Below are 24262 nucleotides of genomic sequence, written 5' to 3' on the forward strand. Positions count from 1 at the left end.
GGCAGAAGCGCATTGCAAAAAAGACGGGACAGCCCTATTCAGGGGCTGCCCCCAGACTGTCAAAAACCCCCTCGCGCCGCGGCGCGAGGGGGTTTTTGACAAGCTGACAGGCCCCCTTGGTTTTGATCGAGGGTCGAGTCTGCCAACCATTATTTGTTGGTGTTTTCCATGAACCGCGTCAGAATCGTGGCTGCTTGAGCCCGGGTGGCGCTGTCCTTCGGGCGCAGGGTCCCGTCGTTCATACCGCTGATCAAGCCGGTCTGTACCGCCCAGCCCATGGCCTTGACGGCGTAACCGCTGACGCTGGCCGAATCCGAAAAGCCGGACAGAGAATCGGTAGAGGACACGTCATAGCCCTTATACCCGGCGAAGCGATACAGGATCGCCGCCAACTGTTCGCGGGTGATGGGGTCATTGGGACCGAAGCTACCGTCGCCATAGCCCATCACAATCCCCTTGCCAGCGGCCCATGCCACGGCATCGGTATAGTACTGGCCAGCCGCTACGTCGCCAAAAGCAGCGGCGGCGGCAGCCGGGGCGCCCTCCAGCCGGTGGAGAATGGTAGCGATCATGCCTCTGGTCGTAGGAGCAGCCGGTTGAAAAATGGTACCGGTGGTGCCGGACATCACGCCTTCTCGATAGACATATGTCACCGCTTGATAGAACCAATCGCTCCGGTCCACGTCAACGAATGGCAGTTCGCTTTCCGGCGCGTTTTCGGGAACAAAGGACGCTTGGACCCGTACCTTGGACCCCGGCATGGCAAAGGTGAATATTCCGCCGCCCTGATCGGTCATTTTCAGCCCGTTGCCGCTGCTGTCGGTCGCGGTCAAATCCGCAAGCCGATACCCCGCGTCCGGCTTGACGCGTACCGTTACGGTAGCGCCTTTTGCCGCGTTTTCAGGGCTGACCTGTACCGCGCCGTTTTGGGCGCTGCCCGCGCTTACCGTGTAGCGGTGGCCGGAGCCACTGGAGGAGCCGCCGCTCTCCGTTACGCGCACCGTGCAGGTGGCGGTGCCCGCGTTGTGGTTCTCATCACCCGCATAGGCAGCGGTAAAGGTATAGGTCTGGTTGCTGTTAGGCAGGGACGCCGAATAGGTGCCGTCATCGTTTTGGGTGACTACGATAGAATTGTCGCAGGACACCGCGACGGAGCCGCCGCCCGGCACCTGCCCAACCGTAAGGGTCACGGAGCCGCCGCCTTTCAACGATTCGGCGGACGGAACGAAAGACAGCGTAGGCGTCGCCTTATGGATCGTCACCGCCACGGCGGTGCTGACGGTCGAATCTGAACCGGTGTTCACCTGCGCCCAGTAGGTGCCGCTGTCGGCAACATCGTTTAGGGTAAGCGAACTCGTGTTGCCGTCCATTTTTATATCTGTATCAAGGTCAAGCGTACCATTTCCATTCGCATCCTTATACCAGACATACGTCCAGCCGCTGCCGGTGGGGGAAACGGTCAGTGTGACCGGGGTGCCATAGGTCACGTTCGCAGACGGCTGGGCGGTGACCGTGGGAATATCCTGTTTGGTATCCACATACGCCAGCGTATATACGGAAAACTTATCGCTTTCCACCACGTAGGTCCAGCGTTCCCGGTCTACCGTGCCGTCCAGTACCTGTGTGGTATAGGCGCCGCTCCCTTGGTCATGGGTGCGCAGCAGCATAAAGGTACGCTCCGTTTGCGGGGGCGGCGTGCGGAGATTTTCGGGAATGGAAAACTCCAACTGGATTGGTTTTACCAATGTGCTGATGGGTTCCGTCTTTTCGTCCGTTCCATTCTTGCTCATGACCTTCTTCACCGTCACGTCGTGCTTTTCTGCCGCCGTAGCGCCATTCAGTTCCCCTTGAATGGAGCTTTCCGCGGCTGCATCCAGCTTGGCCTCCGCAACGGTCACAACGATTTTGTACGCCGCCGCGTCGGATTTGAGCGCCGCCGCCTCTTCTATCGTCATGTTTTCCAGCAACGCAGGCTTTTGATGCTCCGGAACCGAAAACACGCCTTGCTCACCGCCCGCGATCTGCACTTCGACCTTGACCTCGATGTTCGACATCTGTGACAGCGCTTCATGCAGCTTTTCTTTCTGCGTTTCGGGCATGGCCGCTTTTTCCTCTTCGGATAAGGCCTCGTAATCCATTTTGGTATCTAGAATGGTTTGTTTGGTTTGCTCTGTGATCTCTTCGCCGTCCTTGATCGGTGGCAATTTATCCGTGGTGTCCACCACATCCTGTGCCGTCATTTCGGTGAAACTGATGCTGATCGCGGCGTTGTTTTGCACATTGGATAGCGTAAATGTATTGCCATCTAACTGCTCGGATTTGTCCGCGCCATCCACCAGAATTTTGTCCACCTTATAGCCCGGCTCACGTGCGATGGTAAAGACAGCTTCACCGCCGGACGCTACGCTCTGCGACGCGGGGGATACGGTACCGCCCGCGCCGGAAACGCTTGCCGTCACCTCATGCGTTTCCGCCGAAAAAATCGCCGCCCAGTTTCCAAGGGTAAACCCGTCCGGATATGCCCCTTTCTGTACCACTGCCCCATCAGACAGAATCTGCAGTTCACGTGCTGCATTGTGGCTCCATTTATAGCTTTCACCACTTGCGGTGGAATACGCGTCTGATATGGTATCCACAGGTGGGATCGCGCTACCCGTATACCATACCGTAGCGACGCCATTTCCGGTATACGCATCCGTTATGCCGTCTCCCGCTTTATTTTGTCCCCAAAATGCCGGCCATGTCGTATCCCGATTAAACATCCATACCTGTACGCCGCCGCTGACGGACAGCCGGTTTTCATCGTCGCCCCCGTAATCCGCCCCGACACCGATACCTTGCGCCCTTGTGCCGGCGAACGCGGTAACTTTTGCGGAATCTGAAATTGAAATCGTGCCACAGCCGTTATCATTATAATAGCTGTTCCCCGCTCCAATACCAGCGCCGCCAAAACTGCCATTTCCTGCACCATACGCAGTAACTATGGCGCTGCCGCCGATCGTGATCGATCCCGGCTGGACACTTGCATTATCCTGTATGATATCTACACCGCGGTCTGTCCCGCCGCCGATACCTGCGGCACAGCCGCCGCCCTTTGCCGTAACCTGCGCGTTCCCGGCAATCTTAATTTCTTTTACGCCGCTGTTATCACCGCCGCCGATCCCCGCGCCGCCCCAATAACCATCAGCACTTCCAATCGCTTTGACCTGACCGCCGGTGATCGCGATCCTACCGCCATCCATGCTATTGCTGCCGCCTATGCCAGCCGCGATTGAACCGCCTTTGGCCGCTACAGTTCCGCCTTCAATTGTCACTTTAATATCGCTTCTATGCGGTTGGTTCGTGTTTCCCGCGCCGCCGCTGCCAATGCCCGCACCGCCCCAAGTATCGCCTTTGGAATCAGCACCGCCGCTTGCCGTAATTGTTCCGTTTTCTATGGTAATAGAACCTTCCAGCTCCGCTAAGTCTTCTAGCTTGCCCTGATTCAAGGTAGAGCCGCCGCCGCCAATGCCAGCGCCCGCACCGTAATTGGCACTGTGTGTTGCTCCGCCCGTCGCATCGATCGTTCCGCCTTTGATCGTAATGTCGCCAAAATCGCACCATTTCTGTACTTGAGAATCTTTGATCTGTGCCCCATTGCCGCCGATGCCTGCGCCTGCGCCGGTACCCACACTCTTGCTTTCAACGATTCCGCCCTGCGCGATCAACCTACCGTCTCCATCAATCGTAACGTCAGCGCCCACCTCCACGTGCAGCCCCGCATAGCAGGGGCCACCGGTGAGTTCATTTTCACCATGCAGCGTGATTACAGCCGACGCATCCTTCTCGATCGAAATGGCAGGCGCATCTATTGCCTTGATCTTGACCCCGTCCAAGATCAGTTCGTGCGTTCCGCTCTCAACCGTTATCGTATTCGCTGTCTCACCTTTTGTGGTTAGCCTGTATGATCCCGTATACGTTTGATACGCGTCTCCCTGCCGGTAGCCCGTCGTCTCGATGATAATCGCGCCAGCCGCAAGGTCGAGTGTGACAGCCGTATCGTTCCGGGTGGGGGGATACTGGGCCGCGTTCAAAACCTGATTTTGATTTGCGGTATTTGCCGTTGACCGTTTCATATCAACTTCCGATGCCTGAAATTTTCGTTCTCCCGCTTCTCTACCTTGCGACAGCGGATTCGTCTCTAATTCGGCTTCCACCGCCAACGCGGCGGGGTTGGCCATTGTCAAAACCATGACGCAGATCAGAAAAATCGATGACAGTCGTTTCTTCATTTTCCACTACTCCTCCCAAAACATTTCTGTGTTTTCTGCGTATCGCAGTCGCCGCTTACCCGGCTTGACAAAATCGATAATTTGTCCGGTGGATCTTCTATAATGATCTTTTGTAAATCGCACCAATTGAAATAATTATAGCACAAGCGTAAAACAAGGACAAGCCATATAACAATTTGAGGGAATAAAACTAAATTTCCGCAGAATTAACCAAGCCGCAGAAACAGAGATTTTTGCGGCTTGGTTAATTGCGCTTTTTATTATGTATGCCTGATAGAAATGTGTATTGTTTCTCACAATAAAAAACCAGTCTATTGAATGTTGCTTGAGTTCCACCGGACAAATTATCGATTTTGTCCTATATTACCAATCCCAGCCGTTCCAACTGTCTGGAATGTTCCACTCCGGTCGAAACGAGGTAGATGCGGGTCGTCTCAATAGAACTATGGCCCAGCATGTCGGCCAGTCTGGCAATGTCCTTGCAGGCCCGGTAGAACGTCGTGGCGAACAAGTGCCGCAGGTTGTGCGGGAATACCTTGGATGCCTCCACTCCCGCCCTTTTGCACAGCGCTTTCATCTCTGCCCAAATTTGCTTTCTGGATAAACTGCCGCCGTCTTTGGTGAGAAAAATTTCGCCAAAGGCGATTTTTTTGTGTCTGGCGTATTTCAGCAGCTTACGGCATAGCTTGCCGGGCAGAAGAATGGTGCGGATCTTTCCCTTGAGTGAAACCTCCGCTCGGCCTATCTGGGCTGCCTCCACGGTAATATACCGTACCTCGCTGACCCGGATGCCGGTGGCCCCCATGGTCTCCATCACCAAAGCCAGCCGCTCCCGGCCCAATGTGTGGGCTGTATCCACCAAACGGCGGTATTCCTCCCGCGTCAGCTCCCGGCGGGAATCCCGGAACAGCCGCCGCTGAAGCTTCAGGTACTTCACCCGGCATTCGCTCCGCCCGGCAAAGCGAAGAAAAGCGTGCACGGAGGCCAGCATGGAATTAACGGTCACCGGTGCGTATCGCGCTGCCGTCAGATGCTCCTTCCAATGCGTTACCGCCTCCTTAGTGACGCGCCGCGCACCCAGCCATGCGGCAAAAGCCCGCAGATCCCGGCAATACTTTTCCCGCGTGCCTAAGCGTTGTTCTTCCCTTTGCAGATACCGGCCAAAGATCGTTATTTGCTCTTCTGTCAATTTCAGTTCTTCCAAGTCGAACACCTCCCGCTATAAAGCAATGTCCTCTGGGGCCCCTATCATGAAGATGAGACACAAAATGAATGTTGAAAACGACCACAACATCCGATAATCGGATGCATAGCGCGCGAAAAGGCGGAATTTGATCGGTCCGCCGGGCCAGACGTCCATCGTCGATACGACCAGCGCGCGCCCAGGTCGATAAAAAAACAGGACCCCCTGAGTGAAAACCAAGGGGTCCTGTTTTTTTCAGCAAGCGGCCATTTCCGCGCTCACCGTGTCCTCGCATGCGCGCATGGCGTCCAGCGTGACGGCAAGCAGCTCGTCCAGCGTCATGCCGCACGTTTCCGCGCCGCGCTCGATCACGTCGCGCGAGCAGCCTGCGGCAAATTTCTTATCCTTAAATTTCTTTTTCAGACTTTTCAGCTCCATGTCCTTCGTGCTTTTGGAGGGGCGCATGAGCGCCGCCGCGCCGATCAGGCCGGTCAGCTCGTCCGAAGCAAAAAGCAGCTTTTCCATTTCGTGCGTGGGCTCGACATCGCAGCAAAGCCCCCAGCCGTGGCTGCACACCGCATGGATGAGCGCTTCATCCGCCCCGCCCTCGCGCAGCAGCTCGGGGGCCTTTTTACAGTGCTCATCGGGCCACTGCTCAAAATCAATATCGTGCAAAAGACCTACAACGCCCCAAAAATCCACGTCTTCGCCCTTCTGCCCGGCAAAATAACGCATCACGCCCTCCACCGTCAGCGCGTGCTGCAGGTGAAACGGTTCCTTGTTATACTGCCGCAGCAGTTCCCAAGCTTTGCTTCTTTCCATTTTGAAAAAACCTCCTTGCAAGTCTATACAAAACAAGTGATTTCGGAAAAGCCTTTACTGTAGCCAGCTTGGCTTTTCCCGCATACGCACGCCCGCCGCAATGCCGAGCGCCGCATACATCGTCATGACCGAGGTGCCGCCGTAGGAAAAGAACGGCAGCGTCAGGCCCATGACCGGCAGCAGGCCAAGCACCATGAACAGGTTCATAAACGTTTGGAACATAAACATGCCCGCGATACCCACCGCCATGAGCGAGGAAAAACCTGTGCTGCCGCGAAAGCTGACGTAAAACAAGCGCAGGATCAGCAGAAACAGCAGTGCGACGATCAACATGGAACCGATAAAACCGAGTTCCTCCCCCGCGACCGAGAAGATCAAATCGGTCCGGCTTTCGGGCACCAGACCCATCTGGGTCATAGCGCCGTTGGTCAATCCCTGTCCGGAAAACTGACCGGCGCCGATCGCGGTCATGCCGCGCGTGGTCTGCATGGCGGTATCCGGGTCGATTGATGGATCGAACAGCACGAGGATACGGTTTTTTTGATAATCCTCCATCACAAAATTCCACAGGATGGGGATGCTTGCCACGCCAAGGCCAAGGCCAAGGCCGAGCCACTTAAAGCTCAGGCCCGCCGCGAACATCATGACCAGTGCGATCATAAAATACTGAATCGCCATGCCGGTATCCTTGGAGCTTAACACGATCGCGCCCATCAGGATCAGCGTGTGCAGCGCCAGTATGATAATGCCGCGCCATTCGTTGATGTGTTCGCGTATCTCGGATAAATTCGCCGCAAAGGTGAAAATGAACAACAGCTTGCCGAGCTCCGCCGGTTGTAGGCTCATGGGCCCAAAATTGATCCAGCTGCGCTGGCCGTTTGCTTCGGTGCCAAAGGGGATCAGCGTCAACTGTAAAATAACGTTGAGCACCACGAATATTTTCCACCAGTTGCTCATGGCCTCCAGATCGATCAGCGACATGATCACAAAAGCCGCAAGGCCGATCATGGTCGCGATAAACTGGATGCCCACATAGCGCATCGACCCGGAACCCCGTGTGGCGCTGTAAATCAGCACCATGCCGTACGCCGAACAAATCAGCGCAAGGAACATCAGATACAGGTCGGTATTTTTTAAATAATGCTTGACCGCCTTGAGCGCGTCCATCCATGTACCTCCATATTATCTCTGAAAATATATCTGCCTTTCATCATACCACAGTTGCCGCCCGTTGGCGAGGAGCAATTTCAGCAAATTTTTTGCTTTTCCTTTTGGAAACCTGTGCATTCTGCGCCACTTTCCGGATCAGATCGCACTTTCCAAGCGCGTGCCCCTGTGTTATAATAAAAAACGTGAAAGCGGCGCGCATTTTCCGCATACCTGTTTCGCCGCTTGATAATCCATATAAAGAAGGGTGTTTTCCTATGTTATCCGATATCGAGATCGCGCAGTCCTGCACGATGAAACCGATCACCGAGGTGGCTGAGGCCGCCGGACTCAACGCGGACGATCTGGAGCTGTACGGCAAGTACAAGGCCAAGCTTGGCGCAAACGTGTGGAAAAAGCTTCAGGATAAAAAACCGGGCAAGCTTGTGCTCGTCACCGCAATCAACCCCACGCCCGCTGGCGAAGGTAAGACCACCACGACCGTCGGTCTGGGGCAAGCGCTCGCAAAGCTGGGCAAAAACGCGGTGATCGCGCTGCGCGAGCCTTCGCTCGGCCCGGTGTTCGGCGTAAAGGGCGGCGCGGCGGGCGGCGGCTACGCGCAGGTCGTCCCGATGGAGGACATCAACCTCCACTTTACCGGCGATATGCACGCCATCACCGCGGCCAACAACCTGCTTTGCGCCATGATCGACAACCACATGCAGCAGGGCAATCTCTTAAACATCGATCCCCGCCGCGTGATTTTCACCCGCGTGATGGATATGAACGACCGCAGCCTGCGCAATATCACCATCGGCCTTGGCGGCAAGGCCAACGGTGTGCCGCGCGAGGATCACTTTATGATCACGGTCGCGAGCGAGATCATGGCGATTCTTTGCCTTGCCTCCGACCTTGCCGATCTGAAGGAGCGCTTCGGCAACATTCTGGTGGCCTACAGCTACGCGGGCAAGCCGATCTACGCCAAGGATTTGCGCGCCGAGGGCGCGATGGCCGCGCTGATGCGCGACGCGATCAAGCCCAATCTGGTACAGACGCTCGAAGGCACGCCTTGCCTGATGCACGGCGGCCCCTTTGCCAACATCGCGCACGGCTGCAACAGCGTGCAGGCGACGGGGCTTGCCCTTCGCCTTGCCGATATCGCGGTGACCGAGGCCGGCTTCGGCGCCGACCTTGGCGCGGAAAAATTTATGGATATCAAGTGCCGCAAGGCAGGCCTCGCGCCGGACTGCATTGTGATCGTCGCGACCGTGCGCGCCCTCAAGTACAACGGCGGCGTGCCCAAGGCCGAGCTAAACGCCCCGAATCCTGCGGCGCTCGAACGCGGCATTTGCAACCTTGACGCACACCTTGATAACATGCAGAAATTCGGCGTGCCGGTCGTCGTCGCGGTCAACGCCTTCCCGACCGATACCGAGGAAGAAATGGACTTTATTCGCGATCACTGCGCGGGTCGGGGCGTGCGCGTGGCCCTTTCCGAAGTATTTGCAAAGGGCGGCGAGGGCGGCCGCGAGCTCGCGGAGCAAGTGCTTGCCGTGCTGGACGAGGGCAAGGCCGATTTCCATATGCTTTACGAGGATTCGCTCCCGCTCGAAGACAAGATCCGCAAGATTGCCAAGGAGATTTACGGCGCGCTCGGCGTGACCATCGCGCCCGCCGCGCATAAGGAACTGCAAAACATCACCGAGATGGGCTACGGCGATCTGCCCGTGTGCATCGCCAAGACTCAGTATTCGCTCTCGGACGACCCCGCCTTGCTTGGCCGTCCCAGCGAATTCGTGGTCAATGTTCGCGCGGTTCGCCTTGCCGCGGGCGCGGGCTTCGTCGTCGTCGAGACCGGCGCGATCATGACCATGCCCGGCCTGCCCAAAATTCCCGCCGCAGAAAAGATCGACGTTTGCGCGGACGGCAAGATCACGGGACTGTTTTAAAAAACGATATAAACATAGAAAAATGCGCGTTGCTTTATTCGGCAACGCGCATTTTTCTATGTCTTCACGCGGCGATGACCTCGGCCGCCATTTGGAAAAAATCGTCCTTCGTCAGGTCACCGGGCTGGTAGGTATAGATCGCGTAGCTGTTACCATCCTGCACCCACGACACACGGTAAAAGGTCGATTCTTCACGCGCCGTGTCCTCTGCGTCCCAGCCAATATTGATCTCACCGCTGTCAAATAAGGCCTGCTCCTCTTCCGTCGGCTTCGTGCCGGACGGCAGCGTGATCGATCGCATGGCGCGGTACCCAACAGGAATCCCATCAATTTCGCGCGTTTCTTCAAACGGATTTTCTCCATACTGCATATCCGCCTGTACAGGGTCTACATCAAAAGAGACTTTGACCCCCGCATCATTTTGATAGCCCAAAATTATGCCCGGATAGGATTCCAGCGTCTGATCCGCCTCATCCCGCTTGTCCGTCCAGTTTTCCCAGCCTTTATAAAAGGTAAAGCCTGTTGAAAACGACTCGACGTATTTCATGCCCGGCACATTGCGCTCCGCGTATTGCTCGGTCTTATTAAAATCCGTCCACGAGGCATTCCAGCGCAAGCTGCTGGCCAAATACGCCACCTTGCCGCTCCCAATCACGCCCGCCACCGCGCCGGTGACAGCGATTGCCAGCACCGCGCAAAGCACGATAGCCGTGCGCCGCCATGTCCGCGCGCGGCCGTGACCCGCCGTTCGGGCGCGCACCGTGCTTTTCATCGTTTCATCAAACGTTACGCCTTCCAGCGCGCCGTCGCACTCTTTTTTAAACCGGTTCATCATAATACCACTCCTTCAGCATCAGTCCCAGCTGTTCCCGCGCACGCGCCAACTGGCTCACCACGGTGTTCGTGCGCATATGCAGCAGTTCCGCGATCTCGCGCGCTTTGTAGCCCTCGTAATAGTGCAGCAGGATCACCGCGCGGTACTTGGGCGCAAGGGATAAGACCGCGCGAATCAGCGTGTCGTCCGTTCCGTCCGGCGTATCGGCAAGCAGCGTGTCGAGCGCCGCCGCGTCCACGCGGCGTTTGTGCCACGGCGCGGCCAGATAGCTTTTGCATACGTTGATCGCAATGCGCGTCAGCCACGTCTTTTCCGACGCTTCGCCCCGGAAACCGCCCGCGCGCCATGCGCGGAAGAACGCTTCCTGCACCGCGTCCTCGGCCAGCGCGCGGTCACCGAGATAGAGCGTGCACAGCCGTAAAAGCGCCGTGCCGTGCTCGTCCATCGCCCGGTCCAGATCGAACGCGCCGTCCTGTGCGGCGGCCATTGTTATTTCCTGCATCCGTTCCCCTCCTTTCTGCCTATTAGACCAATGCCAAAGGGTTTTTATTGCATCCTCCGCATCAATATATCAAAAAGCTGTTCCGACCGGCCAATGTCATTCAGGTAAGAATGGCATCGGCCGACCGGAACAGCTTTTTTTGCTTATGCCGTATACGGCAGCGCGGTATCCAGCCCGACCGCGCCGGTCTCCTTGTCATAGGTCACGGCGCAGTCCAGCGCCCCGGCAAGGTCGCGCAGTTTTACGTAGTTCGCGCCCTCGATCTCGTAGGCGGTCAGCGTAAGCGCCGCGCCGTCCAGCGTCAAAAGCTGGCTGCTTGTTTTGGCCTGCATGGCGGCCACGTCGGCGGGGCCGGCGAGCTCGCCGCCGATTGGCGTATACCCCGTACCGCTTGTCAGCGTCACGGTTTCAGCCGCCTTGTCATAGTCTACGGAAAACTGCTTGTCCGTGCCGCTCAGCGCCTGCGCGGCGTCACGCAGCTTCACATAGTTGCTCCCGCCGATCAGATACGCGCGAAAAGCGGCGGGCGTATCGTCCACCGTGAAAGACGCGCTTCCCGGCACGGCGGTGACCGTCGGATTCGGCAGGCCGGGCAGCGCGGAAAGGGCGGCAAATTCATACCCTTCGGCCTTCCATTTACCGATCAGCTCATCCAGCACATCCACGTCGGTTTTGGAAATAACGTGCAGCAGCACGATCGCGCCGTTATGCACGCGCGTGGAAAGGGTCTTCATGGCGTCGCCATAAGCGGGCTGGTTGTTTTCGTCCCAATCGTGATAGGCGACGCTCCACAGGATCGTGTGATAACCGAGCGACTGCGCCCATGAAAGGCTGTTATAATTGTACGAACCCTCCGGCGGGCGGAAAAACGGATCGAGCCGCCGTCCGGTCACGGCTTGATACTGGGTCTCCAGATCGCGCAGTTCCTTCACCATGCGTTCCTGCGATACCTTCGTCATGTTCGGATGGTTGACCGAGTGGTTGCCGACCAGATGGCCCTCGTCCCCCATGCGGCGGGCAAGCGCGGGCTCGGCGTCCAAATAATGGCCCACCACAAAGAAGGTGGCCGGCACATGCCGTCGCTTTAAGGTATCCAAAATGCGGCCGGTATTGCCGTTTTCATAGCCGCAGTCAAAGGTGAGATAGATGGTTTTCCGGTCCGCGTCGCCCATGTAATACGCGCCGTACTGGCGCAGCTTATCGGCGGTGTCCTCGCCATAGGGCGGCCGGTTCGCGCCGTCCCGGTAGGAAAGGCCCCAGTCGGTCGCGCCCGCCGGAGACAGCGTAAGCCCCAGCGCCAGCGCCGCGCCAAGCAGGCGTTTTCCCAAATCACGTGTCATGATCGTTCCCTCCCGTTTCTTTTCTTTCAGTATACTGCATGGAAACAAGCTTGACAACCTTTGACGGGTACGCTATACTGTGCTTATTCAAAATGATTTGAGGTGGAAAGATGAAGTAAGCATTCTTGTGAGGTTGTTTGGCGGGCAAACCGTTTGGTTTGTCATGCCTACCTGCAAGAAAGCTTCTTTCATCCGCCCACTGCTTCAGCGCTTCCATGCGCCGGACAGGGCTTTGCTTTCTTGCACCCGTTTGGTAATTGGAGGTGCATTTTTTATGTCTATGATTCAAATATCCGACCTGACCTTTGGCTATGAAGGCAGCGCGGAAACCATTTTCGACCATATTTCACTCCGTCTCGACACGGACTGGCGACTCGGCCTGATCGGCCGCAACGGCCGCGGCAAAACCACGTTTTTGAACCTTTTGCGCGGCCAATTTGAATATCAGGGACGCATTACCGCGTCTGTTTCGTTTGAGTACTTCCCGTTTCCCATCGCGAGACCCGAACGGCCCGCGCGCGAAGCCGTGCTGCCCCTGTGCCCGGAGGAAGAAAGCTGGCGGCTTGCCCTCGAGATGAACCGGCTGGCGCTGTCCGAAGAACTGCTGGGCCGCCCCTTTTCCACGCTTTCCGGCGGGGAACAGGTGCGGCTGCTGCTTGCCGCCCTGTTCTGCCGGGAAGACCGTTTTCTGCTCATTGACGAACCGACCAACCACCTCGATCAGGCGGGCCGCGCGCTGGTGGCGGAGTATTTACGCGGTAAATCCGGCTTTCTGCTGGTCTCGCACGACCGCACTTTTCTGGACGGCTGCATCGACCATGTGCTGTCCATCAACCGGGCGAACATTGAACTGACGCAGGGCGACTTTTCCACGTGGTGGGAAAACAAGCGGCGGCGGGATGAATGGGAACAAGCGGAAAACGAACGGCTGAAGGGCGATATCCGCCGCCTTGACGCGGCCGCGCGACGCGCTTCGCAGTGGTCGGATAAGACTGAAAAGGAAAAGCATGTGCGGAATTCCGGCCTGCGGCCCGATCGCGGCTATATCGGCCACAAGGCGGCCAAAATGATGCAGCGCTCCAAATCCATAGAAGCGCGCAAGCACGCCGCGGCGGAGGAAAAGGCGGGACTGCTGCACAACATTGAAAGCGCCGACGCCTTGAAGCTTTCTCCCCTTTCCTACCGCGCCGAACGGCTGGCCGAGCTGCGGCAGGTAGCCGTCCGCTTTGGGGAAAAAACCGTTTGCAGCGATATCACGTTTTCGGTTACGCGCGGCGCGCGCATAGCCCTTATGGGGGCCAACGGTTCGGGCAAATCCTGCCTTTTAAAGCTGCTTTGCGGCGAGGATATCCCGCACGCCGGCGTTTGCAGCCGAGGCAGCGGTCTTACGATCTCCTACGTGCCGCAGGACGCTTCCTTCCTCTCCGGCGGCCTGACCGAATACGCCGCGCGCTGCGGCGTCGACCGGACGCTGTTTCTCGCGATCCTGCGCAAGCTGGATTTTTCCCGCGCGCAGTTTGAAACGGATATGGCGCTTTACAGCGAGGGGCAGAAAAAGAAGGTGCTGCTCGCACGCAGCCTGTGCGAGCGCGCCCACCTTTATATCTGGGATGAGCCCTTAAACTATATCGACCTTTTCTCCCGCATTCAGTTGGAAGAGCTGATCGCCGCATACCGGCCCACGCTGCTGTTTGTCGAGCATGACCGCAGCTTCTGCGACCACATCGCGACCGAGACCGTCCGTTTGTGACGCGCTTGTCTTTCCGGCCGCTTCGTGATATGATAAAGGAACGAATAAAGCAATTTAAATCGGAAAGGTTCCCGTTTATGGAGTATCATACGCATTCGCCCGAGCAAACCGAGCAGTTAGGCGCGGATTTTGCAAAAACGCTGTCCCCCGGCGACATCGTCGCCTTTTCCGGCGATCTGGGCGCGGGCAAGACCGCTTTTTCGCGCGGCGTGCTGCGCGGCCTTGGCTACGAAGGACGCGTCACCAGCCCCACCTTCGCCATTGCAAACGAATACCAAACGCCCGGCGGGCCGGTCGTCCATCTGGACCTGTACCGCCTGACCGATCCCGATTCCCTGTACGAGATCGGCTTTGACGAATATCTGGACGGCAGCCGTATCGTGCTGATCGAGTGGAGCGAAAACGCAGGCGATTCACTGCCAGATTTCTACAAAACCGTGTATATTTCGTATGGAAACGACAATAATGAACGCACAGTCACGATTGGAGAGCACACCGCATGAAGCTGCTTAGTTTTGAATCCTCCGCAAAATCCGCTTCGGTTGCCTTGACGGAGGGCGGCCGCCTGATCGCGCAGGTCTTCCAGAATTGCGGGCTGACGCACTCGCGCACGCTGCTGCCGATGGCGGAAAACCTGCTGGCCGGATGCGGCGTGGCCTTAAGCGAAATAGACGGCTTCGCGGTCGCCGCCGGTCCCGGCTCTTTCACCGGCATCCGCATCGGCGTGGCGACGGTGAAGGGACTTGCCTTTGGGTTGGACCGGCCCTGCGTCGGCGTGTCCACGCTGGAAGCGATGGCCCACGGCGCACGCGCGCTTTGCGGCGATCTGTGCTGCGTGATGGACGCGCGCGCCGGGCAAGTGTACAACGCGCTTTTCCGGTGCGAAAACGGCGCGCTCACGCGTCTTTGCGGCGACCGCGCGGTAAAGCTTTCCGCGCTTGCGGAAGAAATCGCTTCCTCCCCGCAAATTCTGGTTGGAGATGGCGCGGAAATGTGTTATAATACTCTCAAAGAACAGTGCGCGGGCTTGGCCCTCGCACCGGAAGAACTGCGCTGGCCGCGCGGTACCGGCGTGGCCGCCGCCGCCCTGCCCTACTTTGAAAGGGGCGAAGTCCTCTCGGCCCAGCAGCTGGACGCTGTCTATCTGCGTCGTCCCCAAGCCGAACGTGAACGTTTGGCAAGGCTCGGCGCGGCACAATCGAAATAAAGGAGAGAACCGATATGGCAACCGTTCATGAAATGGATCATCCGCTCATCATGCATAAGCTCAGCCTGATGCGCGACAAAACCACCGGCGTTAAGGAATTCCGCGAGGCGACCGCTGAAATCGCCATGCTCATGTGCTATGAGGCGACGCGCGACCTCCCCCTCAAGGAAATCACGATCGAGACCCCGCTGAGCGAAGCCCGCGTCAAGGTCATTTCGGGCAAGAAAATCGCGCTGGTGCCCATCCTGCGCGCCGGTCTCGGCATGGTCGAAGGCATGCTTGAACTGATTCCCGCCGCCAAGGTCGGCCACATCGGCCTGTACCGCGACCCGCAGACCCTGCACCCGGTGGAATATTACTGCAAGCTCCCGAACGACATTCAGGATCGCGACGTACTGCTGCTCGATCCCATGCTTGCCACCGGCGGCTCCGCTGTTGCCGCGATTGACGGCCTCAAGCGCCGCGGCGTGCAGCACATCAAGCTTCTCAACCTGATTGCCGCGCCGGAAGGCGTTGCAGCGGTACAGAAGGCCCATCCGGACGTTGAAATCTTTGTCGGCGCAATCGATGAAAAGCTCAACGATCACGGTTATATCCTGCCCGGTCTGGGCGACGCGGGCGACCGCATTTTCGGCACCAAGTAAGTTTCGATTCAACACGCAAACGGTGCGGCCAAAAGCCGCACCGTTTTTATGGAGAAAACCGCTATGGAAGATATACCGCACTGGATCATGCAAACCGAGCGCCTGCGCTTTCGCCGCCTGCGGGCGGACGATTTCGCGCTGATCGCGCCGATCTTGCAGGATGAAAAAATCATGTACGCATGGGAGCACGGCTTTGATTACAACGAGGTATGCGACTGGCTCGCGGACGAGCTGCGCCGCTACCGAGAGGACGGCTGCGGCCACTGCGCCGGCTTCGACCGCCAAACGGGCGAGTTGGTCGCTCTCGCGGGCGCGTTGGTAGAGCAGCTTCCCGAAGGCCCGGCGTACGGCGTCGCCTATATCGTCGACCGCCGCCATTGGGGCAAGGGGTACGGCGTCGAGTGTGCGACAGCCTCGCTCCGCCGCGCCTTTTTGGAGCTTGGCGCCGATCGCGCCGTCGCGGTCATACGGCCGGAAAACCGCTCCTCCCGCCGCGTGGCCGAAGCCTGCGGCATGAAGCCCGCCGGGGAATTCATTCGCCACTATCGCGGCAAGGACATGCCGCATATCATCTACGAACTGCGTAGGCCGGAGTAAGCGGCACACGCCACCCCCCGCGTGGATCACCGAAAAAGTAGGGCCGAGTGACCTCACTCGGCCGACCAAAGACACCCAAAAGGGGCTGTAAAATAAGTTCTCACAAATGAATAGAAAACTGTTGCAAAGCGAAGAATGCTACCAATTTTGTCATTCTGAGAAGCGAAGCGACGAAGAATCTCGCGCGAACGCGCGTTCCCAGCGTAAATTCCGCGCGTTTGCGCGAGATTCTTCACTTCGTTCAGAATGACATTGGGGTACTCTTCTATTTTGCAACAGTTTTTTTACAGCCCCTTTTGCCTTTGCGGTAAAGCCGCATTATTGGGGTTATTCGCTCCGTGCGGGGCGGCCGGGTGTGGTCACCCGGCCCTACCAAGCTACCGTAGGGCGGGGTGACCCCACCCCTCCGCCCGCGGCTACTGCCGCGCATTTAAGTAGCGAGTGCAAGCGAGCCACCAAGTGTCACGACGGAAAATGATAACCCGAATTTGAAATAAATCTATTGACTTTCATGCGCATGTTATATTTAGTATATATATGCGCATGAAAGTGTGGTGATTACGTGGCGCAAAAGAAAATGGGTCGTCCACCATCCGGCGAAAAACCCATGAAAGACCGACTATTTGTTTTGGTCAGCGACGATACAAAAGCCAAGCTGGAACAGTGCAAAACCGCACTGAATACAACAGCTTCCGATATCGTGCGTCGTGGTATCGACAAGATATATGACGACCTATCTGAAAAATGACAGAGGCGGCGCCGCTCCTTGCAAGAAACACGCCGCCTCCACCGCACAACCACCTAAACAGGCAGCCGCATAAATATTATACACTGTGCGGTTTTGTCTGGCAAGGCGTTGTGCAAAACATTGCGAAAGGAAAATGCACAATGAAACAAAAGTTTATCGAAGACCTGTATTTTGGCCGGTACCGCCCCTTTGAGCGCCCGCGCACGCTAAACCCGGCGCGCGACGCGATCGAGCAGCAGATCGACGCGGAAACGCGCTATTTTACCGCCGACATGCGGGATGACGATTGCCGCCGTTTCCTCGACCTGAGCGATCTATACACAGCCTCCGATTCTTTTGACCAAATGGACGCCTTCGCATCCGGCTTGCAGCTTGGCGCGCGGTTCATGCACGCCATATTAGCGGAGGATGAGAGCGAGGTCGTCCCCTGCTCTCGCCTATAAACTTCAAGCCAAGAGGCGGTCCATAAAAGGGCCGCCTCTTTGCTACCTGATTTGTTTTTTCAAGTACCGTTCCTCATAGGCGCGCGCGGCGTAGGCCGTTACCGTTCGGTACACCGAAACATTGCGCACACCGCCGGCTACGCCGACGATCGGCAGGCCCTGCACGAATTTCGCAGTGAGCATTTCGCGCGAAAGGCGGTCGGACGCGGCGCGCAGGCAATCCTCCAGCCGGGTTTTGGGCGGCTGTGCCGTGTCCAGCGCCCGCGCCGCCTGCACGGCTTGCTCCTGAAACTGCTCCCGCTCGTCCTTTTGGCTCAGCGCCGCCGCGATCAACAGCAGCAGATAGCACCGCTCGCCCTCGCTTTCACAGGCAAAACCAAAGCTCAGCGCGATGCGGTACAGGCCGCGCAGCAGCCCGGCCAAAAACACGGGGATATCAGGCAGGCCGATGCCGAGCACACCCAGCGCCGCCCCTTCGGCGAGCGCCGCCCCAGTGCCCCAACGCACCGTGGTACGCGCGCGGCGGCCTACCGCGCGCAGGTGCTTGGCTGTCGCTCCGTCGCGCACCGCGCTGTCCCGGTAGCGGTGCTCGCGCACGGCCGCCCTTTTGTCATAGGTCTTTTCGATCAGCCCTATGCCCTTTTCAAAAATAAGCTGAAAGCTTTTGTAAAACGCGGCGTTCAACTTATCAGCCAAACCATCCGGTATTTTGTCGCTTAACCGGTCCAATGGCCTTGGTCCCATTTGCTCCCGCTTTTGCGCGGCGCGCGCCTGCTGGGTCTGCACCTTGCGCAGTCGTTTATAGATCGCTTTGCTCACTTTGGCCGCTCCTTTCTGAAAAGAAAACAGATGGGGATCATACGATCCCCATCCGAGACTGTCAAAAAACTATTTTTGACAGTCTATCGATCGAAACAAAGCCCCATTTCGATCGAGAATTCCGGCTTCTGCGCGCGCCTTGCAGGCACACTTGAAGTCGGTTTGAATAAAAACCGAGATACATGCTCCCGGTTTTTATGGATTTTGCCGCAAACGGCAAAATCCTATTTTATGCGCGCTGCGGCGCGAAAGGTTCTTTGACAAGCTGAGATGGGGATCATACGATCCCCATCCGCGTTTATTTTATCTGTATCGCTCATCCCAAACCGGCGATCCCGCCGCAAGGGACGCTTGGACATCCAGCACCCGCTGGTTTGCGCTGCCGCGAAAACGCAGCTCAATATTGCGCTCGTCCTCGATGAACGGCCCGTCCACCAACAGATCCAGCGTTCCCAGAAGCTTTTGTGCATATGGATCGTCCAGCGCCAAAAGCTGCTCAAACGTGTAGCCGGTGTATGCCATCAGGTGCTTGTCCGCCTTTTTCAGCTCCTCCGCCAAATGAAAGAGCGGTTCTGCTTGGCAGAAGGGCTCTCCCCCGGAAAAGGTAACGCCACGGACAAATTTATTTTTCAGCATGTCCGCCAGCAAAGCGCCCAGTTCCATTTCGGTGCCGCCCGCAAAATCATGCGTTTGCGGGTTGTGGCAACCCGGACAATGGTGCGGACAGCCCTGCGTAAACACGGTATAGCGGAAGCCGGGCCCGTCGACAATGGATTCGCCGACCGTACCCGCAACGCGCAGCTTGCCTTCCATCTTACGCGGTGTGCTGTTCCGTCATCGAGCAGCAGGAAAGGTCGTGCTTGACGCGGTCGCCTACCTCGGCGCGCTTGGCGTTATTAAAGCGGTCGAGCGTGCCGACCAGATATCCCGTAATGCGGCGGATCCGCTCAAAGCCGACCCCTTCGCCAATCATTTCCGTGGACTTCGTCATGTTTTCCATTTTCAGTACTCCCTTTCCCGTGGTTATTCCTTTACGATTTTCAGTTCATTCGGCCGACGGTCGGCTTCCTCCGCCGCGTCGCCGTGATAGCCGATGGTATCGCTGTTTAAATTCTTGTACAGGCCCAGCTTTTGCAGCTTGGCAAGGGGCACGCCCTCGCCTTCCCTGCGCCCGCAGCGCGGGCAGGTCTCGCCAATGATACCGGTATAGCCGCAAACAGGGTCGCGGTCGACCGGGTGGTTGATCGAGCCGTAGCCAATGCCCACTTCCTTCATGTATCGCACAACGGCTTCAAACGCTTCCAGATTCTGCGTCGGATCGCCGTCAAGCTCGATATAGCTGATATGTCCGCCGTTGGTCAGCTCGTGATAGGGCGCTTCGCGGCTGAGCTTCTCAAACGCGGAGATCGGATAGTACACCGGCACGTGGAACGAGTTGGTGTAATAGTCGCGGTCGGTCACGCCCGGGATCTCGCCGTACTTCTGGCGGTCGATCTTGACAAAGCGGCCCGAAAGCCCCTCCGCCGGGGTGGCGATCACAGAAAAGTTCAGGCCGTACGCCTTCGCCGCCTCATCCATACGCGCGCGCATGTGGCCGATGATCTCAAGGCCAAGGTTCTGCGCTTCGTCGCTTTCGCCGTGGTGCTTGCCGATCAGCGCCTTCAGGCACTCGGCAAGGCCGATAAAGCCGATCGTCAGCGTACCGTGTTTCAAAACCTCGCCCACCGTGTCGTCCGGGCCAAGGCCGTCGGAATCCAGCCAAATGCCCTCACCCATCAGGAAGGGGTAATTACGCACCTTTTTGTTTGCCTGAATGCGGTAGCGCGCCAACAGCTGTTCGGTCACAAGGTCGATCTTGCGGTCAAGGTCCTCAAAGAACCAGTCGACGTCCCCGTGCGCCCGAATGCCGATACGCGGCAGGTTGATGGAGGTAAAGGAAAGGTTGCCGCGGCCCGAAACGATCTGCCGGTCGGTATCGTACACATTGCCGATCACGCGCGTACGGCAGCCCATATAGGCGCATTCGGTTTCCGGGTGGCCCTCCTTGTAATATTGCAGATTATAGGGCGCGTCAAGGAACGAGAAGTTCGGGAACAGGCGCGCCGCCGAAACACGGCAGGCCAGCTTGAACAGATCGTAGTTCGGATCGGTCTCGTTGAAGTTGACGCCCTCTTTCACCTTGAAGATATGGATCGGGAAAATCGAGGTCTCTCCGTTGCCCAGACCGGCCTCGGTCGCCAGCAGCAGCTTTTCGACGACCAGCCTGCCCTCCGGCGAGGTATCGGTGCCGTAATTGAGCGAGGAAAACGGGATCTGCGCGCCCGCGCGCGAATGCATGGTGTTCAGGTTATGTACCAACGCTTCCATCGCCTGATAGGTGGTCTTGCACGTTTCCTTCTTGGCATACTTCCGGGCAAAGCGCACGCACTTGGCGGCGGTCTCCGCACCAAGCTCGGCTTCCATCGCCTGCAGCAGCGCTTCGTCATAGCCGTTGTCCGCGGCGAGCGTGGCCCACTTGCCTGTCTCGCGCTCCACAGCGGCGCTCAGTCGCTTTGCGGTCTCCTCGGCATCCTCCCGGTCGGCGAATACTTCGATCGCCTTGACGAGGTTCTGCACGTACAGCTTGCGGTATGTCTTTTTGACGCCGGGCGCCATCGAGTAATCAAAATTGGGCACGCTCTGTCCGCCGTGCTGGTCGTTCTGGTTTGCTTGGATCGCGATGCAGGCCAGCGCGGAATACGAACGGATGTCGTTCGGCTCGCGCAAAAAGCCGTGGCCGGTGGAAAAACCGCCGCTGAAAAGCTTTAGCAAATCGATCTGACAGCAGGTGGTCGTCAGCGTTAAAAAGTCAAGGTCGTGAATGTGGATATCGCCCTCGCGGTGCGCCTTGGCGTGCGACGGGTCGAGGATGAACATTTCGTAAAACTGCTTGGCACCCTCGGAGCCGTACTTGAGCATCGTGCCCATCGCGGTGTCGCCGTCGATGTTGGCGTTTTCCCGTTTTACATCGTTTTCAAGCGAGGATTGGAAGGTCAGGTCCTCGTACACCTTCATCAGTTTGGTGTTCATATCGCGAACGCGCGTGCGCTCGTTCCGGTAGAGAATGTACTTCTTTGCGGTGCGCGCGTGGCCGTGCTTGATCAGCACCTTCTCCACTGCATCTTGTACCTGCTCTACTGTGGGCGTTTCGCCTTTACAGTCCCGTTCCAGTACCTGTTCGACCTTGCAGGCAAGCTCGTCCGCCATCTCGTGGTCCTGTCCGCCGGAGGCCTGCGCCGCCGCAAAGATCGCGGCAGATATTTTGTCTAGTTCAAACGGGGCCCGGCGCCCATCCCGCTTAACGATATGCTGTATCATAAAACTGTTGCCCTTTCCAAATCCTGCGTAAAACTGCACATAAACTAAATTTCGTAGATATCAAAAATAATTGGCACCATATCTTGTGCCTGTATCATTTATTTTACCGCTCGTGTCGCTCCATGTCAAGGGGCAAAGACCATTTTGGTACATTTGTGGGAAAGGTGGGGCGAATCTTGTCGAAACATCCAAACATTCTCCAAAATCGATCTTTTTCCGCTGTGCATACTCTGTATAAAACCCTGTGGATAACCTTCGTTTGTGCACACGCCTGTGGATGAACTGTGGAAAAGCCGAAAAAAGGCGACCACTATATCTAGTGGTCGCCAAAACGTCTTGCGTATCCCAATTAAATCCAAAAGCCGCTGCGCATCCACGCGCCTGATTCAGTCCGCCAATCCGATCGCACCTGAAACGGGCAGCGACAGCACGATGCCGTGGCTTTTGGTCTTCATACCGACGGCCTGCATGATGGCGGTCATGATCGGCTGCTTTTCCTCGCTTTTGACAACCAAAAAAACGATCTCCTTTTCCGCTTGCAGCTCGATGCCGAAAAAGCGCTGCACCTCGTTTTCGGCTATGCCGCGCGCGGAAATGACTGTGCCGCCGCGCGCGCCGGTTTTGCGCGCCACATCCATAACCAAATTGGTGTAGCCCCGCTCCATGATCACGGCGACTACGTCAAAGCCGTTTGTCTGCTCCACTTCGTTCATGCACAGTCCCTCCTCTTCGTCTCCCTGTGTCAATAGCTTATGCCAGCGCGCTCCAATACCCGTTATCGGAATGGAAAACGCGATGCCCCGGCCGGGATAGCGCATTTTCATCACTTCGCCAAGCGTTTTCAAAAGCCGCTGCGTGTGCGTTTGGTTGGCGAGACAAGCGACGATCGCCTTGGACGTTTCGCCAACGCCCAACAGATCGAGCATTTCCGTGCGCGCCGTGCCGCGCGCCATGCATACGAAATCGACCGGCACCTGACTTTCACGAAATACCTGCAGCACCCGTTCGCCCTTGCTCATATCGACGACCGCGACGACCAACTCATCCGCGCCATAAACCGTCATTTGTGGATGATACTCAGTCATGGGGCAAGCCCTCCTCCAATACGATGATCTCTTCTTCGCAGCCGTCCGCCGCGCCGTCCTCAGGCGCGTTCTCGGCGTGTTTTTGCTTATGCTTATATAGGATACCCAGCGCCTGAATCGTCAGCAGAGGCGTCATCGCCACCATAGCGACAATACCGAACGCATCGGTCAGCACGTTGCCGCCCACCGCTTCGCACGCGCCCATGGCGAACGGCAACAAAAACGTCGTCGTCATCGGGCCCGATGCAACGCCGCCCGAGTCGAACGCAATACCGGTAAAGATTTTCGGTACAAAAAACGTCAGGATCAGCGCAGCCAAATATCCCGGTATCAGCATCCAATAGATTGAAATACCGGTCAGCACGCGCAGCATGGCCAGACCGACCGAGCACGCCACGCCGATGGAAAGGCTAAGCATCATCGCGCGCTGTGAAACGCCGCCGTTCGTAATGGTCTCCACCTGCTTGTTGAGCACATGGACGGCAGGCTCCGCCGTGACTAGAAAGTAACCGATCAGCATACCGAGCGGCAGCAGAATCCACCGGTGCTCGCTCGCGGCGAGCTGCTCTCCCAAAAAGTGCCCCGCCGGCATGAAGCCCACGCCAACGCCGGTTAAAAACAGCGCCAGACCTATAAAGGTATAGATAAAACCCACGCCGATCTTTTTCAGCTCCATCCGGTGAAAACGGCGGAAAATGAACTGGAACACGGCGCAGAATAGAATGATCGGGATTAGCGCGGAGGCGACCTCATGTAAGTAATCGGGCAGCTCATGCATAAAAGCGGTAGCCACCTGTCGCGTATCCTCCACATCAGGCACAGATACGGGCGTATAGCTCGGATCTCCGCCCCGGTAAAAAATGCCGAGCAGCAGTACCGCCAAGATCGGCCCGATGCTGCATAAAGCGACCAAGCCGAAGCTATCGTCCTGCGCATCGCGGTCGCCGCGGATAGACGCCAGACCGATGCCGAGCGACATGATAAACGGTACGGTGATGGGCCCGGTGGTCACACCGCCCGAATCAAACGCGACGGATACAAAGTCGTTCGGCACAAAAATTGAAAGCACGAACACGCCGATATAAAATACGATCAACAAATTCGCCAGCCGGACATGGAACAGTGTGCGCAGCATGGCAATGACAAAAAACAAACCCACACCGACCGCCACCGTCCAGATCAGCACATCATTGGGGATGGACGGTACTTGACCGGCCAGCACCTGTAAATCCGGTTCTGCGATCGTGATCAAGATACCGATCAGCAGGGTGATGCCGATCACGACCAAAAGATTCTTTGTTCTGGGTAACTGTGCGCCAATACCGTCGCCCATCGGTATCATCGACACATCGGTACCCAGCGAAAAAAACGCCATGCCGGCGATAAGCAGCACCGCGCCTGCCAGAAACAGCACAAGCGTACCCACCGGCATTGGCGCGACGGTAACGCTGAGCAACAGCACGATCAATGTGATCGGTAAGACGGAAGATAACGCTTCCTGTAGTTTTTCTCTTAAAATTTTATTCATTCATGACCCCCTTCGGCAGTGACTGATAAAGTACAC

20 protein-coding genes and 1 pseudogene are annotated in these 24262 nt (G+C 57.3%); 8 read left to right on the forward strand and 13 right to left on the reverse strand.

Going from position 1 to position 24262, the window contains the following annotated elements:
• Positions 1 to 149: 149 nt before the first annotated feature.
• The 4 genes from RWV98_RS14405 to RWV98_RS14420 form a co-directional block, all read right to left on the reverse strand.
• Complete coding sequence (locus RWV98_RS14405) at positions 150 to 4271, reverse strand: S-layer homology domain-containing protein (protein ID WP_317861624.1); 4122 nt, start codon at positions 4269 to 4271, stop codon at positions 150 to 152.
• A 358-nt stretch (positions 4272 to 4629) separates the two neighbouring features.
• The gene (locus tag RWV98_RS14410; RefSeq protein ID WP_442872066.1) at positions 4630 to 5484 is read right to left on the reverse strand and encodes a tyrosine-type recombinase/integrase; all 855 of its coding nucleotides are present in this window, start codon (positions 5482 to 5484) and stop codon (positions 4630 to 4632) included.
• Positions 5485 to 5709: 225 nt separating this feature from the next.
• Positions 5710 to 6276, reverse strand: coding sequence for a hydrolase (locus RWV98_RS14415; protein WP_280962070.1), 567 nt, complete (start codon positions 6274 to 6276; stop codon positions 5710 to 5712).
• A gap of 54 nt (positions 6277 to 6330) precedes the next feature.
• Positions 6331 to 7443 (reverse strand): FtsW/RodA/SpoVE family cell cycle protein, encoded by a 1113-nt coding sequence (locus RWV98_RS14420; protein WP_280962069.1) that lies wholly within the window; start codon positions 7441 to 7443, stop codon positions 6331 to 6333.
• 257 nt (positions 7444 to 7700) lie between these two features.
• Here RWV98_RS14420 and RWV98_RS14425 point away from each other — a divergent pair, with 257 nt between their 5' ends.
• Positions 7701 to 9371 (forward strand): formate--tetrahydrofolate ligase, encoded by a 1671-nt coding sequence (locus RWV98_RS14425; protein WP_317861627.1) that lies wholly within the window; start codon positions 7701 to 7703, stop codon positions 9369 to 9371.
• Between the two features lie 64 nt (positions 9372 to 9435).
• Here RWV98_RS14425 and RWV98_RS14430 read toward each other — a convergent pair whose 3' ends face one another.
• From RWV98_RS14430 to RWV98_RS14440, 3 genes are all read right to left on the reverse strand, one after another.
• A complete protein-coding gene (locus tag RWV98_RS14430; RefSeq protein WP_317861629.1) occupies positions 9436 to 10206 on the reverse strand; it encodes a hypothetical protein in 771 nt (256 codons plus the stop codon).
• The gene (locus tag RWV98_RS14435) at positions 10190 to 10708 is read right to left on the reverse strand and encodes a sigma-70 family RNA polymerase sigma factor (RefSeq protein WP_317861630.1); all 519 of its coding nucleotides are present in this window, start codon (positions 10706 to 10708) and stop codon (positions 10190 to 10192) included. Before RWV98_RS14435 ends, RWV98_RS14430 begins: the two co-directional genes overlap by 17 nt.
• Before the next feature lie 143 nt (positions 10709 to 10851).
• Positions 10852 to 12048: a polysaccharide deacetylase family protein gene (locus RWV98_RS14440; RefSeq protein WP_317861632.1), complete on the reverse strand. Its 1197-nt coding sequence runs from the start codon at positions 12046 to 12048 to the stop codon at positions 10852 to 10854.
• A gap of 274 nt (positions 12049 to 12322) precedes the next feature.
• Between RWV98_RS14440 and abc-f the strand changes: the two genes are divergently transcribed.
• The 7 genes from abc-f (at position 12323) to RWV98_RS14475 (ending at position 17437) form a co-directional block, all read left to right on the forward strand.
• Positions 12323 to 13798, forward strand: coding sequence for a ribosomal protection-like ABC-F family protein (gene abc-f / locus RWV98_RS14445; RefSeq protein ID WP_317861634.1), 1476 nt, complete (start codon positions 12323 to 12325; stop codon positions 13796 to 13798).
• A gap of 77 nt (positions 13799 to 13875) precedes the next feature.
• Complete coding sequence (gene tsaE / locus RWV98_RS14450; protein ID WP_317861636.1) at positions 13876 to 14301, forward strand: tRNA (adenosine(37)-N6)-threonylcarbamoyltransferase complex ATPase subunit type 1 TsaE; 426 nt, start codon at positions 13876 to 13878, stop codon at positions 14299 to 14301.
• Positions 14298 to 15005: a tRNA (adenosine(37)-N6)-threonylcarbamoyltransferase complex dimerization subunit type 1 TsaB gene (gene tsaB, locus RWV98_RS14455; protein WP_317861638.1), complete on the forward strand. Its 708-nt coding sequence runs from the start codon at positions 14298 to 14300 to the stop codon at positions 15003 to 15005. The genes tsaE and tsaB overlap by 4 nt, the downstream gene beginning before the upstream one ends.
• 14 nt (positions 15006 to 15019) lie before the next feature.
• Positions 15020 to 15649 carry a uracil phosphoribosyltransferase gene (gene upp / locus RWV98_RS14460; RefSeq protein WP_280962060.1) on the forward strand — a complete coding sequence of 210 codons (630 nt, stop codon included), beginning with the start codon at positions 15020 to 15022 and terminating at the stop codon, positions 15647 to 15649.
• 63 nt (positions 15650 to 15712) lie between these two features.
• Positions 15713 to 16246, forward strand: coding sequence for a GNAT family N-acetyltransferase (locus RWV98_RS14465; protein WP_317861641.1), 534 nt, complete (start codon positions 15713 to 15715; stop codon positions 16244 to 16246).
• A gap of 607 nt (positions 16247 to 16853) precedes the next feature.
• Entirely contained in the window at positions 16854 to 16994 is a 141-nt protein-coding gene (locus RWV98_RS14470; RefSeq protein WP_317861643.1) for a CopG family transcriptional regulator, read from the forward strand.
• 140 nt (positions 16995 to 17134) lie between these two features.
• On the forward strand, positions 17135 to 17437 hold the full coding sequence (locus RWV98_RS14475; RefSeq protein ID WP_317861644.1) for a DUF6809 family protein: 303 nt from the start codon (positions 17135 to 17137) through the stop codon (positions 17435 to 17437).
• A 42-nt stretch (positions 17438 to 17479) separates the two neighbouring features.
• On the opposite strand, the gene RWV98_RS14480 is transcribed toward RWV98_RS14475, so the two are convergent.
• The 6 genes and pseudogenes from RWV98_RS14480 to RWV98_RS14505 all read right to left on the reverse strand — a co-directional run bounded on the left by RWV98_RS14480 (position 17480) and on the right by RWV98_RS14505 (position 24226).
• Complete coding sequence (locus tag RWV98_RS14480) at positions 17480 to 18256, reverse strand: EcsC family protein (protein WP_317861646.1); 777 nt, start codon at positions 18254 to 18256, stop codon at positions 17480 to 17482.
• A 303-nt stretch (positions 18257 to 18559) separates the two neighbouring features.
• A complete protein-coding gene (nrdG, locus tag RWV98_RS14485) occupies positions 18560 to 19069 on the reverse strand; it encodes an anaerobic ribonucleoside-triphosphate reductase activating protein (protein WP_317861648.1) in 510 nt (169 codons plus the stop codon).
• Between the two features lies 1 nt (position 19070).
• A pseudogene (gene nrdD / locus RWV98_RS14490) lies at positions 19071 to 19208 on the reverse strand (anaerobic ribonucleoside-triphosphate reductase); the annotation flags it as partial.
• A 71-nt stretch (positions 19209 to 19279) separates the two neighbouring features.
• Positions 19280 to 21613 carry an anaerobic ribonucleoside triphosphate reductase gene (locus RWV98_RS14495; RefSeq protein WP_317861651.1) on the reverse strand — a complete coding sequence of 778 codons (2334 nt, stop codon included), beginning with the start codon at positions 21611 to 21613 and terminating at the stop codon, positions 19280 to 19282.
• Positions 21614 to 21999: 386 nt separating this feature from the next.
• Complete coding sequence (locus tag RWV98_RS14500) at positions 22000 to 22698, reverse strand: hypothetical protein (protein ID WP_317861653.1); 699 nt, start codon at positions 22696 to 22698, stop codon at positions 22000 to 22002.
• Positions 22691 to 24226, reverse strand: coding sequence for a DUF1538 domain-containing protein (locus tag RWV98_RS14505; RefSeq protein WP_317861654.1), 1536 nt, complete (start codon positions 24224 to 24226; stop codon positions 22691 to 22693). The genes RWV98_RS14500 and RWV98_RS14505 overlap by 8 nt, the downstream gene beginning before the upstream one ends.
• Positions 24227 to 24262: the final 36 nt, after the last annotated feature.

The organism is Agathobaculum sp. NTUH-O15-33 (assembly GCF_033193315.1).
Lineage (GTDB): Bacteria > Bacillota > Clostridia > Oscillospirales > Butyricicoccaceae > Agathobaculum > Agathobaculum faecihominis_A.